The sequence below is a fragment of the Terribacillus sp. DMT04 genome, assembly GCF_019056395.1.
GTDB classification, from domain to species: Bacteria; Bacillota; Bacilli; order Bacillales; family Amphibacillaceae; genus Terribacillus; species Terribacillus aidingensis_A.
Window position 1 is genome coordinate 1,251,139 of the sequence record NZ_CP077639.1, and the last position, 26,232, is coordinate 1,277,370.

At 37.8% G+C, this 26,232-nt stretch carries 26 protein-coding genes and 2 pseudogenes; 25 read left to right on the top strand and 3 right to left on the bottom strand.

Going from position 1 to position 26,232, the window contains the following annotated elements; translation table 11 throughout:
• Window positions 1-9 precede the first annotated feature (9 nt).
• The 21 genes and pseudogenes from KS242_RS06790 to KS242_RS06885 all read left to right on the top strand — a co-directional run bounded on the left by KS242_RS06790 (window position 10) and on the right by KS242_RS06885 (window position 20,091).
• Window positions 10-264 carry an EsaB/YukD family protein gene (locus KS242_RS06790; protein ID WP_217323615.1) on the top strand — a complete coding sequence of 85 codons (255 nt, stop codon included), beginning with the start codon at window positions 10-12 and terminating at the stop codon, window positions 262-264.
• 41 nt (window positions 265-305) lie between these two features.
• Window positions 306-1,610, top strand: coding sequence for a type VII secretion protein EssB (gene essB, locus KS242_RS06795; protein WP_217323617.1), 1,305 nt, complete (start codon window positions 306-308; stop codon window positions 1,608-1,610).
• A 45-nt stretch (window positions 1,611-1,655) separates the two neighbouring features.
• Entirely contained in the window at window positions 1,656-6,095 is a 4,440-nt protein-coding gene (gene essC / locus KS242_RS06800) for a type VII secretion protein EssC (protein WP_217323618.1), read from the top strand.
• Window positions 6,096-6,128: 33 nt separating this feature from the next.
• Entirely contained in the window at window positions 6,129-6,467 is a 339-nt protein-coding gene (locus KS242_RS06805) for a nucleoside phosphorylase-I family protein (RefSeq protein ID WP_217323619.1), read from the top strand.
• A 3-nt stretch (window positions 6,468-6,470) separates the two neighbouring features.
• Window positions 6,471-6,773 carry a WXG100 family type VII secretion target gene (locus KS242_RS06810; RefSeq protein WP_217323620.1) on the top strand — a complete coding sequence of 101 codons (303 nt, stop codon included), beginning with the start codon at window positions 6,471-6,473 and terminating at the stop codon, window positions 6,771-6,773.
• Complete coding sequence (locus KS242_RS06815; RefSeq protein ID WP_217323622.1) at window positions 6,770-7,474, top strand: DUF5081 family protein; 705 nt, start codon at window positions 6,770-6,772, stop codon at window positions 7,472-7,474. Before KS242_RS06810 ends, KS242_RS06815 begins: the two co-directional genes overlap by 4 nt.
• Entirely contained in the window at window positions 7,475-7,798 is a 324-nt protein-coding gene (locus KS242_RS06820) for a hypothetical protein (protein ID WP_217323624.1), read from the top strand. It abuts the gene before it with no gap.
• A 1,158-nt stretch (window positions 7,799-8,956) separates the two neighbouring features.
• Window positions 8,957-9,562: a polymorphic toxin type 15 domain-containing protein gene (locus KS242_RS18320; RefSeq protein WP_371747628.1), complete on the top strand. Its 606-nt coding sequence runs from the start codon at window positions 8,957-8,959 to the stop codon at window positions 9,560-9,562.
• 14 nt (window positions 9,563-9,576) lie between these two features.
• Complete coding sequence (locus KS242_RS06830) at window positions 9,577-10,119, top strand: T6SS immunity protein Tdi1 domain-containing protein (RefSeq protein WP_217323625.1); 543 nt, start codon at window positions 9,577-9,579, stop codon at window positions 10,117-10,119.
• Between the two features lie 396 nt (window positions 10,120-10,515).
• Complete coding sequence (locus tag KS242_RS06835; protein WP_254391830.1) at window positions 10,516-11,241, top strand: DNA/RNA non-specific endonuclease; 726 nt, start codon at window positions 10,516-10,518, stop codon at window positions 11,239-11,241.
• A gap of 19 nt (window positions 11,242-11,260) precedes the next feature.
• Window positions 11,261-11,716 carry an immunity protein YezG family protein gene (locus KS242_RS06840; protein WP_217323627.1) on the top strand — a complete coding sequence of 152 codons (456 nt, stop codon included), beginning with the start codon at window positions 11,261-11,263 and terminating at the stop codon, window positions 11,714-11,716.
• 78 nt (window positions 11,717-11,794) lie between these two features.
• Window positions 11,795-12,144 (top strand): annotated as a pseudogene (locus tag KS242_RS06845) (T6SS immunity protein Tdi1 domain-containing protein); the annotation flags it as partial.
• Window positions 12,145-12,534: 390 nt separating this feature from the next.
• Window positions 12,535-13,167, top strand: coding sequence for an ADP-ribosylglycohydrolase family protein (locus KS242_RS18055; RefSeq protein WP_254391832.1), 633 nt, complete (start codon window positions 12,535-12,537; stop codon window positions 13,165-13,167).
• A 17-nt stretch (window positions 13,168-13,184) separates the two neighbouring features.
• The gene (locus KS242_RS18060; protein WP_254391860.1) at window positions 13,185-13,367 is read left to right on the top strand and encodes an ADP-ribosylglycohydrolase family protein; all 183 of its coding nucleotides are present in this window, start codon (window positions 13,185-13,187) and stop codon (window positions 13,365-13,367) included.
• A 614-nt stretch (window positions 13,368-13,981) separates the two neighbouring features.
• The gene (locus tag KS242_RS06855) at window positions 13,982-14,335 is read left to right on the top strand and encodes a hypothetical protein (RefSeq protein ID WP_254391891.1); all 354 of its coding nucleotides are present in this window, start codon (window positions 13,982-13,984) and stop codon (window positions 14,333-14,335) included.
• 352 nt (window positions 14,336-14,687) lie between these two features.
• Complete coding sequence (locus tag KS242_RS18250; protein ID WP_305852603.1) at window positions 14,688-15,665, top strand: M23 family metallopeptidase; 978 nt, start codon at window positions 14,688-14,690, stop codon at window positions 15,663-15,665.
• A gap of 206 nt (window positions 15,666-15,871) precedes the next feature.
• Window positions 15,872-16,201, top strand: coding sequence for a hypothetical protein (locus KS242_RS06865; protein ID WP_217323629.1), 330 nt, complete (start codon window positions 15,872-15,874; stop codon window positions 16,199-16,201).
• Between the two features lie 241 nt (window positions 16,202-16,442).
• Entirely contained in the window at window positions 16,443-17,096 is a 654-nt protein-coding gene (locus KS242_RS06870; protein ID WP_217323630.1) for a DUF5819 family protein, read from the top strand.
• Between the two features lie 13 nt (window positions 17,097-17,109).
• Window positions 17,110-18,498 carry a DCC1-like thiol-disulfide oxidoreductase family protein gene (locus KS242_RS06875; RefSeq protein WP_254391833.1) on the top strand — a complete coding sequence of 463 codons (1,389 nt, stop codon included), beginning with the start codon at window positions 17,110-17,112 and terminating at the stop codon, window positions 18,496-18,498.
• 19 nt (window positions 18,499-18,517) lie between these two features.
• Window positions 18,518-19,561 (top strand): serine hydrolase, encoded by a 1,044-nt coding sequence (locus KS242_RS06880; RefSeq protein WP_217323632.1) that lies wholly within the window; start codon window positions 18,518-18,520, stop codon window positions 19,559-19,561.
• A 245-nt stretch (window positions 19,562-19,806) separates the two neighbouring features.
• A complete protein-coding gene (locus KS242_RS06885; RefSeq protein WP_217323633.1) occupies window positions 19,807-20,091 on the top strand; it encodes a DUF6018 family natural product bioysynthesis protein in 285 nt (94 codons plus the stop codon).
• A gap of 58 nt (window positions 20,092-20,149) precedes the next feature.
• Here KS242_RS06885 and istB read toward each other — a convergent pair.
• Both istB and KS242_RS06895 read right to left on the bottom strand, forming a co-directional pair.
• A pseudogene (gene istB / locus KS242_RS06890) lies at window positions 20,150-20,899 on the bottom strand (IS21-like element helper ATPase IstB).
• Between the two features lie 168 nt (window positions 20,900-21,067).
• Complete coding sequence (locus tag KS242_RS06895) at window positions 21,068-21,403, bottom strand: hypothetical protein (protein ID WP_217323635.1); 336 nt, start codon at window positions 21,401-21,403, stop codon at window positions 21,068-21,070.
• A gap of 147 nt (window positions 21,404-21,550) precedes the next feature.
• Between KS242_RS06895 and KS242_RS18075 the strand changes: the two genes are divergently transcribed.
• The 4 genes from KS242_RS18075 to KS242_RS06915 all read left to right on the top strand — a co-directional run bounded on the left by KS242_RS18075 (window position 21,551) and on the right by KS242_RS06915 (window position 25,178).
• On the top strand, window positions 21,551-22,753 hold the full coding sequence (locus tag KS242_RS18075) for an HNH endonuclease (RefSeq protein ID WP_254391834.1): 1,203 nt from the start codon (window positions 21,551-21,553) through the stop codon (window positions 22,751-22,753).
• Window positions 22,750-23,241: an SMI1/KNR4 family protein gene (locus KS242_RS06905; RefSeq protein ID WP_217323637.1), complete on the top strand. Its 492-nt coding sequence runs from the start codon at window positions 22,750-22,752 to the stop codon at window positions 23,239-23,241. The genes KS242_RS18075 and KS242_RS06905 overlap by 4 nt, the downstream gene beginning before the upstream one ends.
• Window positions 23,242-23,415: 174 nt before the next feature.
• Window positions 23,416-24,702, top strand: a complete 1,287-nt coding sequence (locus KS242_RS18080) for a DNA/RNA non-specific endonuclease (protein WP_254391835.1) — start codon at window positions 23,416-23,418, stop codon at window positions 24,700-24,702.
• Window positions 24,703-24,722: 20 nt separating this feature from the next.
• Window positions 24,723-25,178 (top strand): immunity protein YezG family protein, encoded by a 456-nt coding sequence (locus tag KS242_RS06915; RefSeq protein WP_217323639.1) that lies wholly within the window; start codon window positions 24,723-24,725, stop codon window positions 25,176-25,178.
• 367 nt (window positions 25,179-25,545) lie between these two features.
• Here KS242_RS06915 and KS242_RS06920 read toward each other — a convergent pair whose 3' ends face one another.
• Window positions 25,546-26,208: an SOS response-associated peptidase gene (locus KS242_RS06920; protein WP_217323640.1), complete on the bottom strand. Its 663-nt coding sequence runs from the start codon at window positions 26,206-26,208 to the stop codon at window positions 25,546-25,548.
• Window positions 26,209-26,232: the final 24 nt, after the last annotated feature.

Here is a 26,232-nt window from a genome sequence, read left to right on the forward strand (position 1 = left end):
AGAAAGACGATGGCTAATACGAAACATGTTAACGTAACAATGGATTTTCATCGTGTCAGCGGAGAAAATTCTGTTTATGACTTACGTATTCCTACCCAATTGACGGTGAAGCAGCTGCTTCATCATGTAATGGAAACATTGCGTATTGAACAAAGCTACACTATTTCCACAATCAAGATTCTGACGAAGAATCTTGTCTTGGCGGATGATGACTATCTGAGAGACTATCCAGTAACAGACGGCGACGTACTTGTTGTCTTATAAACTGCTGCCGTCTGTGCTGATTGTGAAGGAGCCAGCCCACTATGAATGAGAAAAAGATAGAATTAGATAACGCCATATATAATCTGCGGCGAGAAAACCAAACAGTTCGAATTACTATACCGAAATCACAAACAGCTGTTAACGATATTCGACAGCTGTATTTAATGCATCAGCCTTCTGATTTTTTTGTACCGATGGAGGCACAAGATAATGAGGATAGTTTAGATTTTATTTACACTATTCATGATCAACGCCAAGAATGGTCTGAGGCACAACAGCTGCGTCACCATGATAAGCTGCGTATTCTTAGCAATATTGGTAAGCTTGAAAAATTCCTTTCCAGTCGAATCACGTTCTTTCTTCATCCAGACAATCTAGTATTCGATGAGAATTTAATGCCGCAACTTATTCATCGCGGTGTGCGTGAGACTGTACCCCCATTTGACATACAGTCAGAAACTTTCCTAAAACAATACAAATGCATGAGTATTGCTATGTTTTCAAAAAAGTATACATTTGATCAGCTTTACCATGGTTCTTTAGACAATGCTAATGAGTCAGATTTCGAAAAAGGTGTTCAGCAAGCTGATTCTATAGAAGCACTCAGAAAGTTTCTTCATGAAAGCTATGAAAAAGAGCAGAAGAAAACAGATAAAGTAATGAGCTTCGTACCAACCAAACGCTTCCGCCTTTATAAACAGTTGACGATTGTCATGATTATTCTCAGTGTATTATTAGCAGTACCACTTGTTTACTTTGCACTGATCAAAGAGCCTTTTCAGGACAAGCAGCTGGAAGCATTTGAGAAGTTTTTGGCAGAAGACTATAACGAAGTGATTTCCACTTTAGAAGATGAAGATCCAGCTAAACTGCCGAGTCAAACGAAATATGCGTTAGCTTACTCTTACATTCAAGCCGAATCTCTATCAGATGAAGAGAAAAAATCAATTTTAAATAATGTAACGCTCCAAAGCGATCAAGATTATTTGCTTTATTGGATTTACAACGGACAAGGTGAATTTGATGCTTCTTTAGAAAAAGCTAAATTTATCGACGATCCACAGCTGATTATCTATGGCTTAATTAAAAAAATGGAACAAGTGAAAAACAACCCAGACATCTCGGGAACAGAACGCGATAAACAAGTAGAAGATTTACAAAATCAGCTGGATAAATTGCTGGAAGAATACAATCTTGATCCTCTTGGTGAAGACGCCGGAACAGAAGAGGGACCTGAGCAAGAGGCTGCGTCAGCATCTGAAGAGCAGGAAGGCGCATCTCAGGAAGAGCAGAAGAACGAGGAAGAGAAGAAGGCAGAAGAAGAGAAGAAACAAGAAGAGAAATAATGTCGATCAGCAATGGATGGCGTGCATAGAGAGGAAGAAGGAACGATGGCACATAAAATACTGCTAGCTGCATATCAAGAAAAATTGCATAAATGCCATTTACCGGCAGATTCCGGCCAAACGATAACCATAGGAAACAGCCGTAAAAACCAAGTAACAATAGCTGCGCTTCCAAATGAATTGGTATTGGAATGGGATGGACACAACTTACATGATGACAAGGAAATAATCACCAATGTAAAACACATAGGAGAGCTTTCCTTATATGTAATAGATGCGCATACGACTATTTTGTACGATATTGCCGGACAGTCAAATCTTACTTTTGGAGCAGCTTCTTATAATGCAATTAGCAAACAGAACTGGAAAGCAGACTTTGTTCTGATGAGAAGAGAATCGTTACCTGTCTTTGAATTGGATATTCAAAGTGGGGCTGTCTACCACAATTATCAGCTTGTAACGCATGATCAAGAGATACTGATAGAAGAGGGCGACATCCTGTTTGCTGACGGTGTCTTATTAAAAATAAGCGCAGACAGCATTGAACTACAAGCAGACGAAGCAATAGATACGTCACTAGTTGAATTGATTGGGCAAGAAAAGCCATATAGCGGCGAATATCCAGATTATCATCGTTCTCCACGAATTATATACCGAGAGCCAGAAGAAAAAAAGACAATTGCTAAACCTGCCAATAAGCCAAGCAAGCCAAGTGAGCAGTTAGCGAGAACGATCATACCTCCGTTAGTTATGATTGCGGCCTTGGTAATTATTTCACTAATACAGCCGCGAGGTATTTTCATTATTGTTATGGTTGCTGTGACAACAGTTACGATTATTTTCTCGATTACCTCTTATGTAAAGAGTGTGAAAGAGTATAAAGCAAATATGAAACACCGTGAGAAAACATATAAAGAATATTTACAGCGTAAAACGAAGGAATTGTATGCCGCTAGTGAAGAACAGCGGCATGCACTGCAATATCACTATCCGGATGTTGAAGAAATCTCAGAGATGGCTGCTGCGACAGAAGCACGCATCTATGAAAAAACAATGTACCATCATGATTTCTTAAACTTTCGAACGGGCTTAGGAAGCGTCGATGCAAGCTTTGAAATTTCATTTAACGAGGAAGAATTTACGCAAGATAAAGATGAATTAGTAGATGAAGCTAGACATTTGCTGGGCCAATTCGATGAATTAAGAAATGTTCCTGTAATCACTTCTCTACGAAAAGGACCTGTCGGATATATTGGACCGCGAAAGTTAGTATTGGAGCAATTGCAGTTGCTTGTTATGCAGCTGTCGCTTTTTCACAGCTATCATGATTTGCAGTTTGTTACTGTTTTTCCGGAAGAAGAGAAGAAAGATTGGGAGTGGATGCGCTGGCTTCCGCATGCAAGCGTACGTGACATCAATGTGCGCGGATTCGTTTACCATGAACGCTCACGCGACCAAGTTTTGCACAGCATGTACCAAGTACTGAAGGAACGCAAGCAGCAGGTCGATGAGAAGAAGAATTCCAATGAGAAGATTTATTTCTCGCCGCATTACGTTGTATTGCTTACGGATGAAAAGCTTGTCCTTGATCATACAATTATGGAATTCTTCAATGAAGATCCAAGTGAATATGGCGTTTCACTTGTATTCGTTCAAGACGTATTACGGGCATTGCCAGAGCATGTGAAAACAGTTATTGACATTCGCGACAGCAATGACGGTAAGATTGTGCTAGAAGAAGGCGAACTCGTGAATAAAGCATTTCGTCCGGACCATTTTCCGAAGAACTTCCATAAAGAAGCTGTTTCGCGAGCGCTAGCGCCACTCAACCATTTACAAAACCTAAAAAACTCGATACCCGAGCAAGTGACTTTCTTAGAAATGTATGGTGTAGAAAAAGTAGAGGAACTAGCGATTCAGAATCGCTGGCAGCGTAATGAAACGTACAAGACACTGGCTGTTCCATTAGGGCTTCGCGGTAAAGAAGATATTGTTCGGCTTAATCTTCATGAGAAAGCACACGGACCGCATGGTTTAGTAGCTGGTACAACAGGTTCTGGTAAGTCGGAAATCATCCAGTCTTACATTCTATCGCTTGCTGTCAACTTCCACCCTTATGAAGTCGCGTTCCTACTAATTGACTATAAAGGCGGAGGCATGGCGAATCTGTTCAACAAGTTACCGCACCTGATGGGTACGATTACCAACTTGGACAAAGCACAGTCCATGCGAGCTTTAGCTTCTATTAAAGCGGAGCTGCAAAAGAGACAGCGTCTGTTTGGAAAATATGAAGTGAATCATATCAATCAATATCAGAAACTCTTCAAGCAAGGAGAAGCGGACGAGCCGATGCCGCATTTATTCCTTATCTCGGATGAGTTTGCTGAACTGAAATCCGAACAGCCGGACTTTATGAAAGAGCTTGTCTCCACTGCACGAATTGGACGTTCTTTAGGGATTCATTTGATTTTGGCGACGCAGAAACCAACCGGTGTTGTAGATGATCAAATCTGGTCGAACTCAAAATTCAAATTAGCATTAAAAGTACAAAATGCTGGCGATTCAAACGAAATTATAAAAACACCAGATGCAGCGGAAATCACCCTTCCTGGTCGAGCGTATTTACAAGTCGGTAACAACGAAATCTACGAACTTTTCCAAAGTGCTTGGAGCGGAGCAGATTATGTGCCGGATAAGAATGACGAAGACCATGTTGACTTAACCATTTATGCTATCAACGACATAGGGCAGTACGACATTTTAACAGAAGATTTGAGCGGCCTGGAACAGAAAGAAACCGTTGCAAAAATACCTTCTGAACTGGATGCTGTTATTGATCATATTGCAGATTACACAGAAAAGCAGAAAATGGAACCATTGGCGCGTCCATGGCTGCCGCCGCTCCCAGAGAAGCTATTCGGACCGGAACTCCATCCTCTTGTATTCCAAGATGCATGGAAAGAGCCGAAGCAGCCATTGCAGCCAATGATCGGACTGCTTGATCAGCCGGAATTGCAGCAGCAAGCACCGCTCACATTGAATCTTTCCAAAGACGGGCACATAGCAGTATTCTCTAGTCCAGGTTACGGGAAGTCGACCTTCTTGCAAACCGTAGTGATGGATTTAGTGAAGCAGCATAATCCAGAGCATTTGCATGTTTATTTGCTCGACTTTGGTACAAATGGTTTGCTGCCATTGAAAAACCTGCCGCACGTGGCTGATACATTCCTCGTCGATCAGACCGAGAAAGTCGGAAAGCTCGTTCGGATGCTGACTGGTGTGATGAAGCAGCGCAAACAGAAGCTGAGCCAATATGGTGTGGCGAATATAGGATTGTTTGAAAGAGCAAGCGGGGAGACCGTCCCGAACATTTGTCTGGTAATTGATAACTATGAATCGGTTAAAGACAGTGATTTTGGTGATGATTTTGAAAAAGTGATTACACAAGTAGCCCGAGAAGGCGCCAGCATCGGTATTCATCTTATTATCAGTGCAGGTCGTCAAAGTGCCATGCGTATGCCGCTATTGTCCAATATCAAGACACAAATCGCATTGTATTTAATTGAAGGTAATGAAGCGCGTTCTATTGTTGGAAGAACTGACATTGAAATTGAAGAAATTGCAGGCCGAGGACTTATTAAACTGGAAGATCCCGCTCTGTTCCAGACCATGCTTCCAGCTTACGGCGAAGAACCATTGCAAATACTCGACAACATCCAAGGGTTAGCAAAAGAGATGAACGACGTATGGGAAGGCGACTATCCAGATCCAATTCCAATGATGCCCGAAGGAGTTGTGGACTTCCAGCAATTCAAAGAACAACGCAGAACAAAACGAATGGTCGAAGAGAAAAAAATACCACTTGGCTTAGATTTCGAAGAAGTTTTGCCAGTTGGATTTAACCCCGCACAACACGGCAACTTAACGGTCGTCAGTGACCGCAAAGATGGACTGGATCGTATGATTCTGTCAGTGGCGAAAAACGTCACGCTGCTGAAAGAAACATACCAGACGATGCTGATTGATACTGCTGATCAAGACTTCTCGGACATCGGGAGCAGTATGCATAACTACGTGTCTGAAGACGTCGGCATCGCGGCGATTAAAAATGAGATTATGAATGAAATCAAACAGCGAAATGCAAGTAATAGTACCGATTCGAAATGGCTTATCCAAATTGCAGACTTGCAGGACTTTATCGAACGGTCCGGATTAACATTGGATGAAGTTACCTATATGATGGAGCGCGGTTCAAAAGCTGGTATACACTTCATTATCTGCAGCGATTATACCTATCTGGGCATCAGCTACGAACAAATTCCGAAGTACCTTAGAAGCCAAGCAATCTTTGGACTCGTTGGGATGCGCCTGGGTGATCAGGATATTTTCAAGCAGCCGTACATTCGCCAGGAGCAATATCCAGAAGCGTATGAATGCTATGTAGCAATGGATCATCAGCATGTGAAGGTGAAGATACCGAACTAGAATCTCTGAATGGAAGAGGGGAGGGGATACAAAATGTGGGATTGGCTTATTGGTACAGAAAATGAGAGGAAAAGAGACGAGTATCATGATCTTTACAATAAGTTAGAAGACTTGAGGAGAGAACACGACAATCTGATTAAGGAAGCGGAATCTGCCTTTTCTTCTTACAAAAACAGCATGCCTTGTGTAGCAGGTGATTCAATACCTGCCAATGATTTTCTCCCTGCACAAGAGCGCTTAGATAAGCAGTTCTCCAATTATATGGACGAGGAAATGGACTATCGAAGCAGACTTGTTACAGCAAGCAATCAGGCATATGACCGGTATTTGTATTACAAGCGTAAAGCAATCGAAGAGGCAAAGGAGGATTAACGAATGGCTGAAGATGTGGTAATTGATCAAGAGGAATGGAGTAGTGCTAAAGAAGCAGCAGCGAAGCTCAAAGAATCATTGAACAACACGTATGCGCAAAGTGAGAATCTGCTAGCTCAAGTGCAAGGGTCAAATTGGAAAGGCAAATCGCGTGATAGTTTTCTGGCTTATTTGGAATTGCTTATACAATATCATGGTGATTTAAAAGATGCAGCCGATCTGCAGAAAACAGCACTGGATAACTTGGAAGACTATAAAGCTGACTTTTCTAACCACAGTTCAGTTAGGGAAGTGAAAAATCTATGAGCCAGCAGGAAACAGATAGCTTTCATGTTACCGAATTGTATTTGCTTGCTTCAGCTTTTGATGCAGAAGCTTTATTCGGACTACCTGACAAAAAAGCTTATCAGCTTCAAGGGGAAGAACCTTGGCGAGAAGCACATGAACGCCTTATAAAGAAAGACATTTTCACTCCTGAGGGTAAAATGACGAAAGATGGCATCGTTATTATTCAATCGCTGTATGAATACTTCTTTAGCCAAAAATACGTTCGAATTAATAATTTGATGTTCGCGTTCCGTGAGAAAGAGGCGAATGAAGTGATCATCCTGGCGGAGACGGAAGAAGCATCGTACAGGCTTTATATTATGGCAAAACCGCTTGTGCTTAAACTGCTAGGAGAGAGAGTTCCGCTTTTAAACCGTGAGCCGCTGGCAGGAGAGGTAAACTTTTTAAGGCGTGAATTGTCAGAAGCAGATAAAGAAGAAATCAACCAGCTGGAAGCAAGTGACGGAATGATCAATATCGAGCTGTTTCGTCCACGCGTGAAGCCGCAGTCTGCTCGCAATCCGAATTACTATCAGCAATGGCTTGTCCTTACGAAAGCTGAAAAGCTGGTTATGATTGATACGTATCAAAAGGACTATTACCAAGCCAGTCAACATTGGTTTTTAAAGCTGTTGTTTGATGCTTTGGACTTTCCATATCGTCAGAAGGAGGTAAGGTAATTGCACGCATCGCAAGGTAGTTCAACTGCTAGTATTACGATTGATCCGGCGGAAATCACGAGTATATATAAAGCGCTGCTCGCTATTATGAATGACTTAGAATCCAATGCCCTTCCAGCGATTAACAAGATCAAGGATTCTAATTTCTACAAATCAGGCAAAGCCATGAAGGCGATAGAAGCTTATCCAGATGCGAACGATAAATTCATGGAACTGCAAGACCATTACGCGCGGATCTCAACATTGGTCGTTCACACACTGGAAAAGATGATAGAAACCGATCAAGCCATTGCCGCAAAAATTATCGATGAACTGGAGGTGTAGTGATTGGATGTACATTATCGGAGCAAGCAATGGGAAAACACCAGAGAAGGTATCCGAGACTTTATAGAATTAGGCAGTTGGGGAAAAGGCGGCATTGATACAATGAAAGATGTCACCAAAAACCTCGAGGATGCCAGTGACGCAGTGAGAAGGAACGACCCAGACGGCGTTGTCTCCTTCTCTTATAAGAGTGATGAAAATAAGTACCAGCAGCTGTACAAAGATTATAAAGTCTTGGAAAAATTCACAGCAAAAGTCGGCAATATTGTAGAAGATACCATCGATCAGCCCTTTTATGAAGACATCGATAAATTTGTCCATACAGTCCGAGATGCATCGATATCCAACTATACAACGAAAAACCACATCGGCGCAGTTGAAGTAACAAGCATGCCCTATGGATACGGTGCCTATTCGGAATATGAGACAGAGAAAAAAGAAATCAACATAGACGATATCCTTAGCGGGGATAATTATTACGCCGATCAAATTAAAACTTCTTTCGCAGAATATAAGGCCGAAAACCCAGACGAAGATATCAGCGAAGAAGACTACCGAACCGCTGCGGTCAACACGCGTGCTTTTGAATATGAGTCTATAGAAGACGATCAATTCACCAAAGAATTTTGGATTAATATAGCCGCCCTAGTCGTCACAGTTGCAGTTACGGTTGTCTGTCCACCGGCAGGAGCGGTATTGGGTGTCGCCTATGCGAGCGCAGAAATGGGCAGCGCTATATCTGGGAAGGACTGGGCATCTGGACGGGAGCTGGAAACATCAGAGCGCTGGGTGCGCGGCTTAGCGGCACCAGTCGATATATTGCCCGTAGGGAAAGCCGCAACAACCTTCACAGGAACAGCGCGCACCACTAATAAAGTGGTCGACTTAGGGAGCGCACTAAATAAAACAAAACTGAGTTCCTCACTAGCAGGTGATACCGCTCATCAAACATCTAAAGTAAAACAACTAGTAGAAACAGCAGGACAGCAAACATCATCCAGATTAAGAAACGCCAGCCATTCTGTTAGAAATTCCACAAGCGTTCTAAAAAACAAACTCGGCGAAGAAGCAATCAAAGTCGCACAAAAGGGAGACGCAGGGATCACAAAAGTACTTAATATGTTCCCACAAGCAAGCTTAGCGACAGATAATGGCATAATGTTTGCATCTCCCGGTAATTTTAATAAACTAGAAGCAGGGACTACGAAGGTAGTAGATAGACTTGGTGCGGTTTCTAAGGGTACGGGTAATGCAAAGCATCTGGATGATATACCAAGAATAAAAGAAGTTGAAGTTAATTTTAAAAGAAATGATAAACATGACTCTGAAGAGTTTGCAAGACAATTGAAAGACCAAGAAAAAGGAATGAATGAACTTACAGTTGATGAGTATCTAAAAAATCGTGAGAAGTATATTGAACAAGGGCGTGCAATTGAAGGTAACGCTGCACAACAAGCTGCTAGGGAAGAAGCTTATGTGCAAAAGGTAAATGAACTACAAAGAGAAGGATTAACGTTATCGAAAGCTAAGAAACAAGCTAAGGCGTGGTTAGATACTCAAGCTGCACTTCACAACCCAGACCAGATAGCGGGAGGAAAGGCAGAAGTAATAGGCGGTATGGGAGATAAGAGAATAAATTCATCAATAGGTAGTCAATGGCGGTATAGGATTGATGTTGTTGATGAACAAATCAAGGAATTAGCAAAAAGTATGACACCAGAACAACTAAAAAATAATTATTTGAATGTGAAATTAACACATTAGTGGGAGGAGTATAAATGGAAAAATACTTAAAGGATTTCAAATTGCATAATAAAGTTCCGAGTGAAATCATTGAAAAATATAGGCAACTGGTACCTAATGAAATTATAGATCTATGGAGTAATTATGGATTTGGTACATTTACGCAAGGGTATTTTAAAAGTGTAAATCCAGAGGAATTTAAAGATATTCTGGGAGAGAGTAGTCAAAGATACAAGGATTCAGTTGTGTTGTTTGCTACAGGTATGGGTGACCTAGTTATTTGGTCAGATGGATATGTTAGACTACTTAATTACAGGTATGGCGTGGTAAAGACAATTATGTTTACATTTGAATTTTTCTTTCAAAATATTAATGATTTGGAGTTTAAAGATGAAGATTTGTCTTGGCAACCTTATCCCGAAGCCCTTAAACAATATAGTGAGTTGGATTATGATGAGTGCTTCGGCTATACACCGCTATTAGGATTAGGTGGAGCAGAAAAAGTAGAGAATCTAAGAAAAGTCAAACTGAAGGAACATATTCTTATAATTACTCAATTAATGGGACCTATTCAATAAATATTTCAATGGATAAGAGTCTTAAAGAAAAAACACTTGATTGCATTCAGGCAACAAGTGTTTTTTTCATTATAGATTATTTGATCAATAAATACTTACATAAAGAGACCTTATGATGGTGGTACCATCATGGAGTACCCTGTAAACTTTTTTTATCCAAAAAAGTGTGAGAAACGACCGAGGTGACATTACATAAGGCTTGTAAAGGCTGCGACGGCCTTTACAGGAACAGCGCGCACCACAAACAGAGTAATCGATGTAGGAAGCTCGCTGAATAAAACAAAACTAAGCTCCTCACTAGCAGGTGATACCGCTCATCAAACATCTAAAGTAAAACAACTAGTAGAAACAGCAGGACAGCAAACATCATCCAGATTAAGAAACGCCAGCCAGTCAGTGAAGAACTCAACAAGCGTTCTGAAAAACAAACTCGGCGAAGAAGCAATCAAAGTCGCACAAAAGGGAGATGCGGGAATTACAAAAGTTCTCAATATGTTCCCGCAAGCAAGCTTAGCAACAGATAATGGCATAATGTTTGCATCTCCCGGTAATTTTAATAAACTAGAAGCAGGAACTACGAAGGTAGTAGATAGACTTGGGGCGATTTCTAAGGGTACGGATAAGCTTACAACTGAAGTAAGTGATATAAAGACATTTGTTGATAAGGGAAGACAATTCACGAACGGTAGAAGAAATAGATTAAAGCCGAATATTAGATACCAAACAGGCGAATACGATTACTTCTATGAAACTGATAATGTTGGTAGAATCTCTAAGTTTGAAACGGACAACTTACAATTAACTTCTAGAGAAACAAGACTTTCCCATAGCAGAAATACCTTAGGTAAAATAAAAGGAAAGGACCATGCAGGTCATTTGGCAGCCGATAGATTTGGTGGTTCACCTAAGCTGGATAATTTGGTATCGCAGTTATCTGATGTTAATTTGAGACAGTATAAGAAGATTGAGGATGAATGGGCTGCAGCTTTAAAGGGGACACCACCTAAGAAAGTAACGGTTGACGTTGAAATAACTTATACCGAGAAGGGTGTACGTCCAGATAAATTTATAGTTAATTACTTTATTGATGGTAAACCGGGATCTGAAGTTCTTATAAACTAAACTAGGGAGAATGATTAGAATGAAAGAATTTGAAGATAAATTTAGTGAATTCCAATCAGATATGATATCTATTTGCTTAGAATATGTTGAAGATAGAGCCGAAAAAGTGTATGTCTATGCTTCATGCGAAGAAGGAGTTATATCGAGCAGATTTTTTTATTTAATAAATAATAAATACTTGGAATGTCATAAAGTTAATGATGCAGTGGAGAAGGGGGAGTATGAATATGATGTGTCTCCTGAACGAATGCTTGCAGTAATGCGTATAATTAATGAAGATATAGAAGAAATAAAAGCGTTATGCAATGAACATGAAAGAGAAATGCCAACAGAAATGAAATTAATTTATGATGTCAACAATGGAAATTTTAAGGCTCAATATAAGTATGACTTAGTATATACTAACCATGAAACAAAAACGGCTGGTCAGATTGCTGATGAGTGGTTTGAGGAGATAAGAAGTAACAATATTTAATTAATTAAAAGTACTTGATTGTCAAAAGGCAACAAGTACTTTTTTATACTTGTAATATTATTGACTGATTACGTTAAGAGATATGAGGACTCAATTCTCCTCTTTGCTACAGGATTTGGTGACTTAGATATATGGTCTGATGGATATGTAAGATTGTTAATTTATAGATACGGAAAATAAAAATAATCATGTTTACATTTGAATTCTTCTTCTCAGATATTTACGATCGAGAATTTAGAGAGGAAGATCTATCTTGGAAACCTTACCCGGAAGCAGTTAATCAGTATAACGAACTGGACTATGATGAATGTTTCGGTTATACACCTTTGTTGGGTTTAGGCGGCCCTGAAAAAGTTGAGAACTTAAAAAAAATGAAATTAAAAGAACATATTCTCATAATTACTCAACTAATGGGACCTATTCAATAATATTTCAATAGATAAGAGTTTTGAAGAAAAGAACACTTGATTGCATTTTGGCAACCCACGTGTTCTTTTTCGCGATTATGTTTATTTGGTCTATAAAAAAGAGACCTCATGATGTCTATACCATCATGGAGTACGGTTGTAATACTTTAACTGTCGAAAAAGGTTCGAGAACCGAGCGAGATGACATTTTATATAGCGGGGATACTTATGATACTGCAAAGCACTGAATACTGTTTTGTATGTACTGGTAGAACAGGAAATAAAAAATTACCGTAATTTTGATTTTAGATAAGTGGGTGAATGTATGTCGGGTAGAAGAATGGAAGATAGATGGAATGACGATAACAAGATTTTCCTTAGGTTAAATATAAAAAAAGGTTATACCCAACTATGTATGGAGGGATTTTAGGAGATTTGATTGGTGTCCCAGTTGAATTTAAAAAAAGGGATACATTTAATATAGTTGATATCGAAGGGTATGGTACTTATAATCAGCCGCCGGGAACATTGTCGGATGATACATCTCTAACTTTATGCTTACTAGAGAACATAGTTGAAAAAGGAACTTTAAATGATTTAATGAATAAATTTTTATTATATAGAGATTCAGGCTATTGTACACCTTTCGGTAAAATGTTTGATATTGGTAGGACGACTAATGAAGCCATAGAAAAATATAAATCTGGCATGCCCGTGGAGCAATGTGGTGGGGATTCTGAATACGATAACGGGAATGGCGCGGTAATGAGATTGGCACCGCTCGCTTTTCTGCTTTGCAAAGAATTTAATTTTAAGAAGAAAATAGAAGTTATTAAACAATATACAGAAATCACCCATTCTCACCCTAGGTCAATAGTAGGATCTATTATATATGTTGAGCTATTAATTAGGTTATATCATAATAATTCATTAAAACAGTCTATAAAAGGCATACAAAGATTATTTTTTGATAATTTTCATGAGGATCATATATATAGGAGGAACTACATCAGTATAAACGAATTTTTGAAGATAATTTTCTAACATTAGATAGAGAGGAAATTGCATCTGATGGATATGTAGTTCATACGCTAGAAGCAGCAATTTGGAGCTTGGGGAATTCAAATAATTTTAAAGATGCAGTATTAACAGCAGTTAATTTAGGTGGCGATACTGATACTGTCGCATCAATTACGGGTTCGTTAGCGGGCATGATTTACAAAATGGATAGTATTCCCAATTAATGGTTAGAGCAAATAGTTAAAAAGCAGGATATAGATAGTCTAATTAAAAGATTTTATGAATTCAGTGCTGATAAAGCAGTTATAGAGGAGTATGGTAGTCTCTAAAATTATAAATTGTATCTGCAAAGAAAAATTATGGAAACCTAGCAAGAAGCACTTGATTGTTAAAATGCATCAAGTGCTTCTTACATATAACACAAAAGATGAAGCTCTGTAAAAAAACGTATAACAAGTATTTAACTTACTATTAAACTGTTTGATTGTCATATGCTTTCCCAGAGACTGCCGGAAAGTAAGAATTAGTCAGTAAAATCGGTGGAAGCCTATCCCGAATGCTAATAGTGATTTAAGAAATTGTAGAATCACTATGTCTGTAACTGCGCATGGGTTATATATACACTGGAGAAAATGATTGAAACCGATCAAGCTATCGCCGCAAAAACAAACTCGGCGAAGAAGCCATCAAAGTTGCACAAAAGGGAGACGCAGGAATCACAAAAGTTCTCAATATGTTCCCACAAGCAAGCTTAGCAACAGATAACGGTATAATGCTTGCATCTCCCGGTAATTTTATGTTTGCTGTCCTGCTGTTTCTACTAGTTGTTTCACTTTAGATGATTGATGAGCGGTATCGCCTGCTAGTGAGGAGCTCAGTTTGTTTTAAAGCAGGGACTGCGAAGGTAGTGGATAGACTCGGGTCGGTTTCTAAGGGTACGGATAATGTTTACCGTTCTGAATTTGATGAAGTAATAAAAAAAGATTATGTTTTAAATGGAAACTTGGTAAATAGATCTATTGTTCCAAAAGGTTACGATAGTGTTAAAGACTTTTTAAAGGTTGTTGACGATAGAACGATAAAAGAATTTGGTTACGACAGTATAGAGGAATTTAAGGCGGTTGTAGGACATGTAGACGACTACTTAAATGCTTCACCAAAGAACAATATAGTTAATAGAAGCTTTTATTGATCGCCTAATACACTACTCTCATCTAATCGTGTTTAATCGAGATAGTTTTCGTCACAAGGATTCCATAATGAATCAGCAACAATAAGATTAGGTTGGCAGGCGCTGCATTTTTAAGTGCCAAACAGTGCATTTTCTACTTGCCAAATACAATAAAATTGGCTGATTTAGAACAGTTTAAGTATATTGTGAATGTAAAACTAGATTTAAAGAGAATAGTTTCCTTACTGAAAAAGCAGCTGGTATATTATGTTATAACCACAGATATATATGTTAGGATAATGTAATACCATCCTTCAGACAGTATAAGTTCAATTTCTTAAGTGACTCAAAATTCAAGATGGAGGTTTTAAAATTGATAAGTAGTCTGTTTAAACCGGAAGAATTTGGAGAAATGTTTAAGAACGAGCAATTTGAAGAAATTTATTCCCTTTCATCTAAAGATTTTCAAGATTTAATTTCGTTAGAAGACTTCATAGAATTATCCATGTCTTTTAATGAAGGTGTAAATTATTACAAACTTGAATTTAAATCTATTCTGAAAGGATTAAATCATTATATTTGGTTAGACGATCGAGAAAGTAAGGCCATAAGCGTATCTGTTGATAAGAATTTACAAATTCAATCTCTCCTTTTAAAACCATATGGAGCTAGTGTTGAAAGCGACACTGTCTATACTAAGAATAAGTATAGTATGCCAATAGAAGACGAATGGGTTGTATATTGGGGTGGAGCTAATGAAATGGTAAATTACCATTACACATATGAAAATCAAAGATACGCATATGACTTAGTGAAGACCGGTAAAGATAATGGAACAAATAAAGATACTGATTATCTAAACGAAAATTATTTCGCCTTTAGTAAAGATATACTTGCACCTGAGGATGGGAAAGTTATAAAGGTTATAGACGGGGTTAAAGATAATGTACCAGGAGAGATGAATGCGAATAACCCAGAAGGTAATTATGTGATTATAGAGCACGCAAATAAAGAGTATAGTATGTTGGCGCACTTAAAAAAAGGTTCAATAAAAGTAAAGACTGGAGAACAAGTCAATGAGGGTCAACATATAGGACACTGTGGAAATTCCGGTAATTCTTCGGAACCCCATTTACATTTTCAAGTTATGGATTCTGCAGATCTCGAAAAGGCCAAGTCAATTCGTATCAGGTTTAAAGATGACTATGAGCCTATAAGAGGAGATACTATATCTAACAAAAAAGAGAACAAAGATAGTTTTGAAGATAGAGTAGAAAAAGCTGAGAATGCATTAACCTTTACGGATTTCATACTAGCAATTCCTAGAGCGATTGCACAAATCTTTAAGTAATAAGAAAAAACACTTTCATTAAAATGAAAGTGTTTTTTCTTTGGGACTAAAGTTTGTCCATGTTTAAATGATTTAGTATTAATTAACCATTTCAATTACATTTATGTTAATTATATGTAAACTAATTTGGATTTCTATTTCCAATTTCCCGAATATAATCTATAATTCCTTACTGTAATACAAAATTCTACAAGGAGGTAATACCAATGAAAAAGAAGTTTTTGGTAGGAGCACTTGTGACAGGACTTGTAGTTACAGGAGGACTTAGTACATCCGCGTTAGCATCTTCTGAAGAAGCATCTCAAAAACAAGCAGTTGTAGTGGATTCGGACAATGGAACGTATGAACCTCAAGCAGTTCCTGCTGCCGCAGTGGCTGCAGCAAGAGCAGGGACTATGGCTTGGAAAGCTATCCCAGCCGCAGACAAAATGATGGTTAAAGAAGGTCTTAAAAGTATGATTGGATTAGGCGGTGTGCAACACTCAGAAGATTCCAATATCGATAAAGAAGAATTAGAATACTTATTTGATAATTAAATTCCACTCACTGTTATTGTAAACGGTATCAGTAATTCATTAGACAATATTTATAATAGGCTAATATATATAGCAACATCCCCAATGTGGTATCAAACCAAGAGATATTTGTATTTAGCCATTATAACTGTTTAATTTATAAAGTGCCTAATTTAGCAGACATTCTTCTGGTTAAGACTGATTTCATATAAAACTGAAGAATGTCTGTTTATTAAAATTTGAATAAAATTTGGGTGATTAAATGAAAAAAATGATTAAGTTTATACCAATAATCTTGACGTTTATTCTGACAGCACATTTTATTATATTGCTATTTTCTGTAATCCCATTTAATCCTGTTGTTTTAAAGTATAACAAACAGATTACAAATTACGTCAATCCTTTGTTTACTCAAACATGGACACTTTTCGCTCCTGACCCTATTAGTTCCAATGATGCTTTGCATATAAAGTTAGAGTTTGAAGAAGGAGGGACCGGATGGATTGATACTACTAATCCGATAGTTGAAAAGATGCACGGTAATTATTTTTCTCCTTATAATAGGCTTGGAAGAATAACACAATCTATTACATCGCAAATGTTAAGTGAAGAGCCCTTGGTACATGATCTTCGAGAATCAATAAAAGCAAAAGATGATAAGAATGAAAGTTTAGCTGAATTGGATAAGCAATCTAAAAATAGATACGATACTAATCATGAATATTTATTAAGATACGCTAGTTCTTACGCAAAATACCTTTTTCCACATGAAAAGATAGAAACTATTGAAATGAGAGTTCTTAATCAGAAAAGCATACCTTATAGTGAGAGAAACGAGAATAAAGAAAGAGAATGGGAACTTATTGCAGCTATAGAGAAACAGCCTATTTCTGATGATGTTTTACCTTTATTTTAAGGAGCAATGATAAATGAAAAATAACATAATTAAATCTAAAGGTAATTTTCTAGAGAGATTCTTTTGGTATATGAGTGAAGATCGTTTTCTTAAAGGAGCCAGTCTTGCAAGAATCGGTTTAGGTTTGATTATATTGTATAACTACACAGTTTTGTATTTTCAAAGAGATGTGTTATTTAGTCCTCAAGGCATTCTAGGAGACAATCTTTATACAATTGACTTCACTTTATATGCGTTATCTTCATCCCAATTTTACTTTGATTTCTTATATCATGCAGGTATTATTTTCGCAATCTTATTTACACTTGGTTATAAAGGAAGAATTATCAGTGTTATAAATTACATATTTACGTTTTCTTTTATTCAAGTGGCTTTCTTAATGACAGATGGCGGAGATAATCTAATGTATCTCCTTCTCTTTTATCTACTATTTGCCAACACTACTGCTTATTACTCACTCGATTCATTTAAATCAAAAGCTATTAAAGATTACTCAAATTACTTTCAGAAGATTAAAAGTACGTTTCATAATTTTGCTGTCTTAGCTTGTATAATACAAGTTTGTATTCTTTATTTCGTATCCGGGTTGTATCAAATTATGGGGGAAATGTGGTCAAATGGTACTGCTTTGTACTACATTATGCAAGCTGATGTGTTTTCAAATCCAAACTTCTCAAGTATAGCATTAAGCAATGAAACATTAATGGTACTTACTACTTATGCATCAGTAGTAATTAAACTGGCGTTCCCATTTCTAATTACAAATAAAAACACGAAATATATAGCTGTAATTTCAGTTGTGCTTTTTCATATAGGTATAGGAATTTTCATGGGATTGATTACATTTTCTCTAACGATGATAGTAGCTGAACTATTATTTTTTACAGATAAGGAATATAATGCAGTATCAAGATACACAAAAAAGTTAAATGATTCGATTAAAAATAGAAAGGCGACGCACGAGGTAGCTAAAAATGAGAAAGTCTCGGTACAAACAAACACTATTACGGTTTTGTATGACGGATGGTGTCCGATGTGTATTAAGAGCATAACAAACTTAAAGAAACTGGATACCTTTAATACTATATCGTTTCAATCATTCCGAAATCCTGAAATCCTTAAGGTATACAATATAGATATCGAGAGATTAGAAAAAAGAATGCATTCTTTTGATAAGAAAAAGAAACCAAAGGAAGGTATTGATGCATTTATTCAAATAATACAAAGAATGCCTTTGTTATGGATCTCTCTTCCAATTCTGTACACTGCAAAGATCTTAGGATTTGGTCAGCGTTTGTATGATTATATTGCGTCTAAAAGAAACATTATTCCAGTAGGACAGTGCACCGATAATTGTAGCGTGGACTATCACAGCTATTCTAATAAATTCAAAGATGAATAAATTAAGGTGATATTTAATCATGAAAAAATGGATAATAATTGTTGCTATCTCAATATTAGTACTTGCTGTTTCCTCTTTATTACTTGGGAATTATCTTTTGGAGAAAGATGATCCTAGATTTGTTGCAAGACTAGTTGAAACAAATCCAGAGAAGATTAGTGTAGTGATGAGTGAAAATGACAATATTTCATTTGAGTTTGGTGCAGATAAACTAATGCCGTTAGCAAGTGTTTTCAAAGTAATTATTGCAGTGGAATTAGTTAATCAATATCAGGGTAACTCAATTGATATTAATGAAAAGATACCATTAGAGGAGGTTGAATTTTATAACTTTATAAAGGACGCTAACTCAACTCACGAAACTTGGAAAGATGAAGTAGTACGAGATAAAAAGTACGTAACAATAAAGGAAATAGCAAAAGGAATGATTACTTATAGTTCAAACCCGAACACTGATTATCTGATTCAACGATTAGGGTTAGATAAAATAAATCATACCGCAAAGACATTATCAAGCTCACATACAAATATATATCCAATTGGAGCAAGTGTTCTTATTCCTCATTATCTAAATGAAGTAAAGGGTTTAGATAACGAGGATATCGTAAATACGATTTCAAGTATGGACGAAGCGGAATACGAAGAACTTTCTTTAGAAATAAACAAACTATTGAAAGCCAACAACTATCCCAAATATAAAAATTTTTATCCTACAGCAGAAGAGCAGAAATTATGGTCAGATAATGCACCAAAATCTACAGCAAAAGAATATTTAAAGCTATTAAATAATCTGGATACTCAATTCAATGAAGACAAATATAATTCGTTGCTCTTAGACATATTAGAGATTAATCAAAACCAAGTTGATTATAAAGGAGGTAAGAATGGAGAGACTATCAATGTCGTAAATAGAGTATTCAAAGAGATTGATGAAGAAGGCGAGAAAGATATCGTAATTTTCACGAAAGATTTAGACGACTATGAAAAAGTTAAAGTTACTAATAATATAGATGAATTTGTTGAAATGGTCTTAAAGGGAGAGTACTCCATAAGATATTACTAAAGCACTGGGCTAACACAAATCCTTTACAACTTTATTAAAAGCCGAAATTTATTGTATACTAAGTTTATAAAGAAATTTCTTTTTTATTTTAAAGCAACCATTATTGGTTCGCGGTGATTAATAACCTTACTATGAAACGTTACGCGCTCTTTGGAGCTATTGTCTACACATTAGTGTATTTAATAGACTCTGGAGAGCGCTTTTTGCGTTTTATATAAATTATCTTCAGAAAGGATGTTTTAAACATGGGGAGCAACACAGCAAAATCAAGTATAAGTGCAAGAAGTAATGGCTTAGCAAGGATCGAACGGTTCATGAAGGCAAGAGCTCAAATTGAGTACATTTACAAAGGTGGTCAAAGAGAGTTCTATCGTTGTAAGACACGTAATAAAAAAGAGGCGCTCCAGGAAGTGATTACAACCATGATTTTTTACCACTTCTGCCAAAATATTTACCACTCAGTGACAACCTTTGTACCAGTGAGTGCCAACCACTTTACCACTTATCATTATAAGCCCTACGGCGCCTGACAAACCGTGGGGCTTATATACTTTTTCTAACGATGCTTCTATGGAGTCTTTCTGTTATTTAGGCTGGGTTCAAACCGTATCGCTCACGCATGGAGACCTCACCGTCGATCATTATTTGATAGGAGTCATGGATTATACGATCTAAGATGGCCTCCGCTATTGTTTCATTTCCTAATCTTACGTGCCATCCGCTCGTATCTATTTGGGAACAGTATATGTTAGAAGCCTTTTTGTGACGTGATTCAGAAATCTCAAGCAAGATGGCGGACTCTTCTGTAGAAAGATCAGTCAACAACCATTCATCAAGAATCAGTAAATCCACTTTTGTGTACTTCTTAATCAACCTTCGGTAACTTCCGTCCGCTGCGAGCTTAGCTAATGTCAGCTCATCAAGCAACTCTGGGAGACGGATGTATTTGACTTTGAAAGATTGCCTGCATGCGGATACACCAAGTGCTGTCGCCAAATATGTTTTTCCCGATCCAGTTGGACCTTTTAAAATAATATTATGGCCATTTAGAATATAACTTCCGCCGGCTAGTTTTAAAATTAATTCTTTATTCAGTCTCCGATCAGCATGCTATTCAATATCTTCGATACACGCATTCATATCTAAAAAGGAGGCTGCCTGAATGAGACGTTGAAGTTTGTTGCTTTTTCTACGTGAATGTTCCAAGTCCTCAAGCAAAGAGAGGCGCTCATCAAAGTCCATCTTGTGAAAATCTCTTCTTGATGCCTGTTCCATATAAGCTTCTGCCATTCCACTTAATTTCATCTCGTGTAATTTGCTCAATGTCTGTTTATTCATTTGTCTCAGTCCCTCCGTAATAGGCAGAGGCAGCTCCACGTACGAAACCGTAATTATTATTTCTTGCTTCTGTTTTTCTCGTCAATTCTTGTTCGTTATCGATTTTTTTGTTGTTCTCCGGGTTTGCACCGTATACGCATGGTCGTCTTGTGCTTGTTCGCATAGTTACTATAATGACGAACAAAACTCTGATAGGATTCGACAGTCTGACTCATATTCATAATTCAATAAAGATAAGGTGACATTAGGTTTTGCCAGCTCCGCATAGATGTAATCGAAATCAATTGGGAACCTTCCTGAATTCTCAAACGACTTTGCAGGGAATAGGAATTCCTCAAGCCACTTATCATTCATCTCGTCATCTAAAGGCGGAACTAACCCCTTCTTTTTCGCTCTTTCGATGACCTCCGTAATCTTCTGCCTTGAATTCCCTGTGCTTGATGCAATGCTTCTTAAACTAAGTCCCTTTGCTTTCAATCTCAAAATTCTAGAATATTGAAGCATAAAAAAACCTCCTATATAATGTCACGCCAATAGGTGTGCAAGTTCATTATATAAATGGTATTAGTTTTAGTGGTAAAGGCCGTGGCATTAACTGGTAAATTGTTTGTCACTCTGTGGTAAATAAGATGGCAGAGGTGGTACATTTCCGTGGCTGTAATCACCCTTGTCGTCACAGTTGTATGTCCACAGGCGGGAGCGGTATTGGGTGTCGCCTATGCGAGCGCAGAAATGGGCAGCTCTATATCCGGGAAGGACTGGGCATCTGGACGGGAGCTGGAAACATCAGAGCGCTGGGTGCGCGGCTTAGCGGCACCAGTCGATATATTGCCCGTAGGAAAAGCCGCAACAACCTTCACAGGAACAGCGCGCACCACTAATAAAGTGGTCGACTTAGGGGGAGCACTAAATAAAACAAAACTAAGCTCCTCACTAGCAGGTGAAAACGCTCATCAAACATCTAAAGTAAAACAACTAGTAGAAACAGCAGGACAGCAAACATCATCCAGATTAAGAAACGCCAGCCAGTCAGTGAAGAACTCCACAAGCGTTCTAAAAAACAAACTCGGCGAAGAAGCAATCAAAGTCGCACAAAAGGGAGATGCAGGCATTACAAGAGTTCTCAATATGTTCCCACAAGCAAGCTTAGCGACAGATAACGGTATAATGCTTGCATCTCCCGGTAATTTTAATAAACTAGAAGCAGGAACTACGAAGGTAGTAGATAGACTTGGGTCTGCTTCTAAGGGTACGGATAATGTTCACCGTTCTGAATTTGATGAAGTAATAAAAAAAGATTATGATTTGAATGGAAACTTGGTAAATAGATCTATTGTTCCAAAAGGTTACGATAGTGTTGAAGACTTTTTAAAGGTTGTTGACGATAGAACGATAAAAGAATTTGGTTACGACAGTGTAGAGGAATTTAAGGTGGTTGTAGGACATGTAGACGACTACTTAAATGCTTCACCAAAGAACAATATAGTTAATAAAGGATTGGCGGGAGGAAAACACGTGAAAGGCGTAGATTATGATGTTTTAGGTTTTCCGATTTTTAAAGGTGATGATGTTAAATTTACACATAAGTTAGAAGTAGATTTATATATTGCCAAAGATGATAAACAATTTGTGGAATGTACAAAGCAATTGAAAGAAGAAATAAAGCAAGGAAATATACCAAGGGACATTTTTACATCAAGACAATTAAAGATGATAGAACTAGAATTACCACGTATAGAGGGGCTAACATGGCATCATCACCAAGTACCTGGTAAAATGCAACTAGTAATATCGGATAAACATGGTGTGAATCACCTTGGCGGTAACAAATTATGGGGAGGCGGAATAAGATGAGAAGCGATTTGACATGGCCAATACCAGATGAAACAGTTTCAAAGGATTATGTTATTGAGGTAGGAAAAAAAATTGGTTATATACTTCCGAATGATTATGTAGAATGTGCTGTTCAAAATAACGGTTCTGCAGTAATACCTTATAATTTTGATGTTGATGGAATAACTAGAGTGTTTGGAACGCTCCTTTCTTACAATAACGATAGTAGTGAAAATATCGTTAAAGTATATGATAACTATGTTTCTTCCTTACCTAAGGATTTAGTACCTTTTGCTTTTGACCCTGCAGGAAATTTAATATGTTTTGATTATAAAAATCATGAAAATAATCCAATTGTAGTTTTTTGGGAACATGAAAACGCTGCTGAAAAAGAAATGTTATTGGAAGAAGAAGGATTAACAGAAGATCAGGCTGAAGAAAGTGCAAGAGAAAATGTATATTATGTTGCAGCAACATTTACAGAATTTCTGGATAAACTGCATGACTAACATTGAAATAAGATAAGGCTACATGTATTAATAATAGTTACAAAAGAGAAAAAGCACTTGAGGCATCAAGTGCTTTTTCGCATGTTTAAAATTGGTGGAAATCAATCAAAAAACTTATGAGAAATAGAGAATTCATGATGACTAAGATACAACGAGAGTTGAAGAAGTGTGGCTATGATATTAACATCATCGAACAGCCATTTTACAGTATCCATTGCAGAATATAAAGCTGAAAACCCGGACGAAGATATCAGCGAAGAAGACTACCGAACCACTGCGGTTAACACGCGTGCTTTCGAATATGAGTCTATAGAGGACGATCAATTCACCAAGGAATTTTGGGTTAACATAGCCGCCCTTGTTGTTACAGTTGCGGTTACAGTTGTATGTCCTCCGGCGGGAGCGGTATTGGGTGTCGCCTATGCGAGCGCAGAAATGGGTAGCGCTATATCCGGGAAGGACTGGGCATCTGGACGGGAGCTAGAAACATCAGAGCGCTGGGTGCGCGGCTTAGCGGCACCAGTCGATATATTGCCCGTAGGAAAAGCCGCAACAACCTTCACAGGAACAGCGCGCACCACTAATAAAGTGGTCGACTTAGGGGGCGCACTAAATAAAACAAAACTAAGCTCCTCACTAGCAGGTGAAACCGCTCATCAAACATCTAAAGTAAAACAACTAGTAGAAACAGCAGGTCAGCAAACATCATCCAGATTAAGAAACGCCAGTCATTCTGTTAGAAATTCCACAAGCGTTCTAAAAAACAAACTCGGCGAAGAAGCAATCAAAGTCGCACAAAAGGGAGACGCAGGAATTACAAAAGTCCTGAATATGTTCCCACAAGCAAGCTTAGCGACAGATAACGGTATAATGTTTGCATCTCCCGGTAATTTTAATAAACTAGAATCAGGGACTACGAAGGTAGTAGATAGACTTGGGGCAGGTTCTAAGGGTACGGATAAGCTTACAACTGAAGTAAGTGATATAAAGACATTTGTTGATAAGGGAAGACAATTCACGAACGGTAGAAGAAATAGATTAAAGCCGAATATTAGATACCAAACAGGTGAATACGATTACTTCTATGAAACTGATAATGTTGGTAGAATCTCTAAGTTTGAAACGGACAACTTACAATTAACTTCTAGAGAAACAAGACTTTCCCATAGCAGAAATACCTTAGGTGAAATAAAAGGAAAGGACCATGCAGGTCATTTGGCAGCCGATAGATTTGGTGGTTCACCTAAGCTGGATAATTTGGTATCGCAGTTATCTGATGTTAATTTGAAACAGTATAAGAAGATTGAGGATGAATGGGCTGCGGCATTAAATGAAGTTCCTCCTAAAAAGGTAACGACTGATGTCGAAATAATGTATAGTGGGAAAGATATGCGACCAGAAAAGTTTATAGTTAAATATACTATAGATGGTGAGTGGAACAAAGAAGTTCTTCTAAATTGATTGGGGAGTGAATATTTGTTATGAAAGAATTTGAAGACAGATTTACTGAATTGCAGGCAGATATGATATCTATCTGTATGGAGTTTGTTGAAGACAGGGCGGATAGAGTTTATGTCTATGCTTCGTATGAAGAAAGTATTATTTCTAGTAGGTTTTTTTATTTAATTAACAATAATTATGTGAAGAGTCATAGATTAAATGATGCAATTGAAGATGGAGTTAAAAAGTATGATGTGTCTCCGGAGCGAGGATTTCAAGTTTTAGACACCATAAATGATGATATTGAAAAAATAAAAGTTTTGTGTGAAGAATTTGGAAAAGATATGCCAACGGAAATGAAATTAATATTTGATGTGAAAAGTGGTGGTTTCAAAGCTGAGTATAAATATGAGCCAGTCTATACTAATCACGATACTAAAACCGCTCGTCAAATTGCAGATGAGTGGTTTGAAGAAATAAAAAGTAACAACCTTTAAGGTGGAACCTGCTCAAAAAGATTTTAATTATTTTGGACGTTATTATAAAGTACATGATTGTCAAAAGGACAACAAGTACTTTTTTCATGTAGAAAACTTATGTGCAATGATGAACACAGAATAAAATAGGGTATAAGGATAAGAGTTAGCCTAATAATACTCACTAAAAAAGCGTTAGAATGAAATTAATAAATACATAATAAGCAGTAAGATTGTAAATTTCGTAATGTTTTGAGTGTATGCAAGCCTTGAGTCAAGGTCGACTAAGGGATGATATAGACAAAAACTCATGATGAGCATCTAAAAAAGAAAATCCATCTTTGCTTATTTTATAGAAAAAAGAAGCATGCTCTACACATGCCTCCTCTCACAATGGATTAATCAATTCCTCTCTATTATTCCTCGGTGAATTTACTAGCGTTGAAACTGGATACGCAGTCAGTTCTTCTGAAAAAGGCTTTAGTATTTGCTGTAGTGCTTCCGTATCCTGCTCATATCGATCCAGCCAGATGTCTTGTGAATGGGCTGGTAAAATAACGGGCATGCGGTGATGGATTTGTTGCATGAAGCTGTTGGCTTCGGTTGTGATGATGGTACAGGTGTAGATGCTGCTTCCGTCGTCGTCTTGCCATTTTTCCCAGAGGCCGGCGAAGGCGAATGGGGTTTTGTCCTTGTGCTGGATGCGCATGGGCTGTTTTTTGCCGTCTTCGGTTTTCCATTCGTAGAAGCTGTCGGCAGGAATGAGGCAGCGCTGTTTTTGGAAGGCTTTCTTGAAGCTGCGTTTTTCCTGAAGTGTTTCCGCTCGGGCGTTGATCATTTTGCTGCCGATCTTCTTATCAGGTGCCCATGGCGGGATCAGTCCCCATCGCAGACTGCCTAGTTTGCGTTTTTTGCCGTCATGGATAATTGCTGCAATTTGCTGGGTTGGTGCAATGTTGTAGCTTGGCTCAAGTGATTCTATTTCCGAGACAGCGTCAAACGTTCGCAAAAGTTCTTCCCAGGGCGTTAGTAGTGTAAATCTGCCGCACATGTTAAAGCTCCTTTTTTCCTCCAG

Bases quoted from the DNA above. Each gene is read 5' to 3' on its own strand.
- KS242_RS06790 (WP_217323615.1), top strand. From the start codon at position 10: ATGGCTAATACGAAACATGTTAACGTAACAATGGATTTTCATCGTGTC.
- essB (WP_217323617.1), top strand. From the start codon at position 306: ATGAATGAGAAAAAGATAGAATTAGATAACGCCATATATAATCTGCGG.
- essC (WP_217323618.1), top strand. From the start codon at position 1,656: ATGGCACATAAAATACTGCTAGCTGCATATCAAGAAAAATTGCATAAA.
- KS242_RS06805 (WP_217323619.1), top strand. From the start codon at position 6,129: ATGTGGGATTGGCTTATTGGTACAGAAAATGAGAGGAAAAGAGACGAG.
- KS242_RS06810 (WP_217323620.1), top strand. From the start codon at position 6,471: ATGGCTGAAGATGTGGTAATTGATCAAGAGGAATGGAGTAGTGCTAAA.
- KS242_RS06815 (WP_217323622.1), top strand. From the start codon at position 6,770: ATGAGCCAGCAGGAAACAGATAGCTTTCATGTTACCGAATTGTATTTG.
- KS242_RS18320 (WP_371747628.1), top strand. From the start codon at position 8,957: ATGTTTGCATCTCCCGGTAATTTTAATAAACTAGAAGCAGGGACTACG.
- KS242_RS06830 (WP_217323625.1), top strand. From the start codon at position 9,577: ATGGAAAAATACTTAAAGGATTTCAAATTGCATAATAAAGTTCCGAGT.
- KS242_RS06840 (WP_217323627.1), top strand. From the start codon at position 11,261: ATGAAAGAATTTGAAGATAAATTTAGTGAATTCCAATCAGATATGATA.
- KS242_RS18055 (WP_254391832.1), top strand. From the start codon at position 12,535: ATGTATGGAGGGATTTTAGGAGATTTGATTGGTGTCCCAGTTGAATTT.
- KS242_RS06855 (WP_254391891.1), top strand. From the start codon at position 13,982: ATGATTGATGAGCGGTATCGCCTGCTAGTGAGGAGCTCAGTTTGTTTT.
- KS242_RS06865 (WP_217323629.1), top strand. From the start codon at position 15,872: ATGAAAAAGAAGTTTTTGGTAGGAGCACTTGTGACAGGACTTGTAGTT.
- KS242_RS06870 (WP_217323630.1), top strand. From the start codon at position 16,443: ATGAAAAAAATGATTAAGTTTATACCAATAATCTTGACGTTTATTCTG.
- KS242_RS06875 (WP_254391833.1), top strand. From the start codon at position 17,110: ATGAAAAATAACATAATTAAATCTAAAGGTAATTTTCTAGAGAGATTC.
- KS242_RS06880 (WP_217323632.1), top strand. From the start codon at position 18,518: ATGAAAAAATGGATAATAATTGTTGCTATCTCAATATTAGTACTTGCT.
- KS242_RS06885 (WP_217323633.1), top strand. From the start codon at position 19,807: ATGGGGAGCAACACAGCAAAATCAAGTATAAGTGCAAGAAGTAATGGC.
- KS242_RS06895 (WP_217323635.1), bottom strand. From the start codon at position 21,403: ATGCTTCAATATTCTAGAATTTTGAGATTGAAAGCAAAGGGACTTAGT.
- KS242_RS06905 (WP_217323637.1), top strand. From the start codon at position 22,750: ATGAGAAGCGATTTGACATGGCCAATACCAGATGAAACAGTTTCAAAG.
- KS242_RS18080 (WP_254391835.1), top strand. From the start codon at position 23,416: ATGATATTAACATCATCGAACAGCCATTTTACAGTATCCATTGCAGAA.
- KS242_RS06915 (WP_217323639.1), top strand. From the start codon at position 24,723: ATGAAAGAATTTGAAGACAGATTTACTGAATTGCAGGCAGATATGATA.
- KS242_RS06920 (WP_217323640.1), bottom strand. From the start codon at position 26,208: ATGTGCGGCAGATTTACACTACTAACGCCCTGGGAAGAACTTTTGCGA.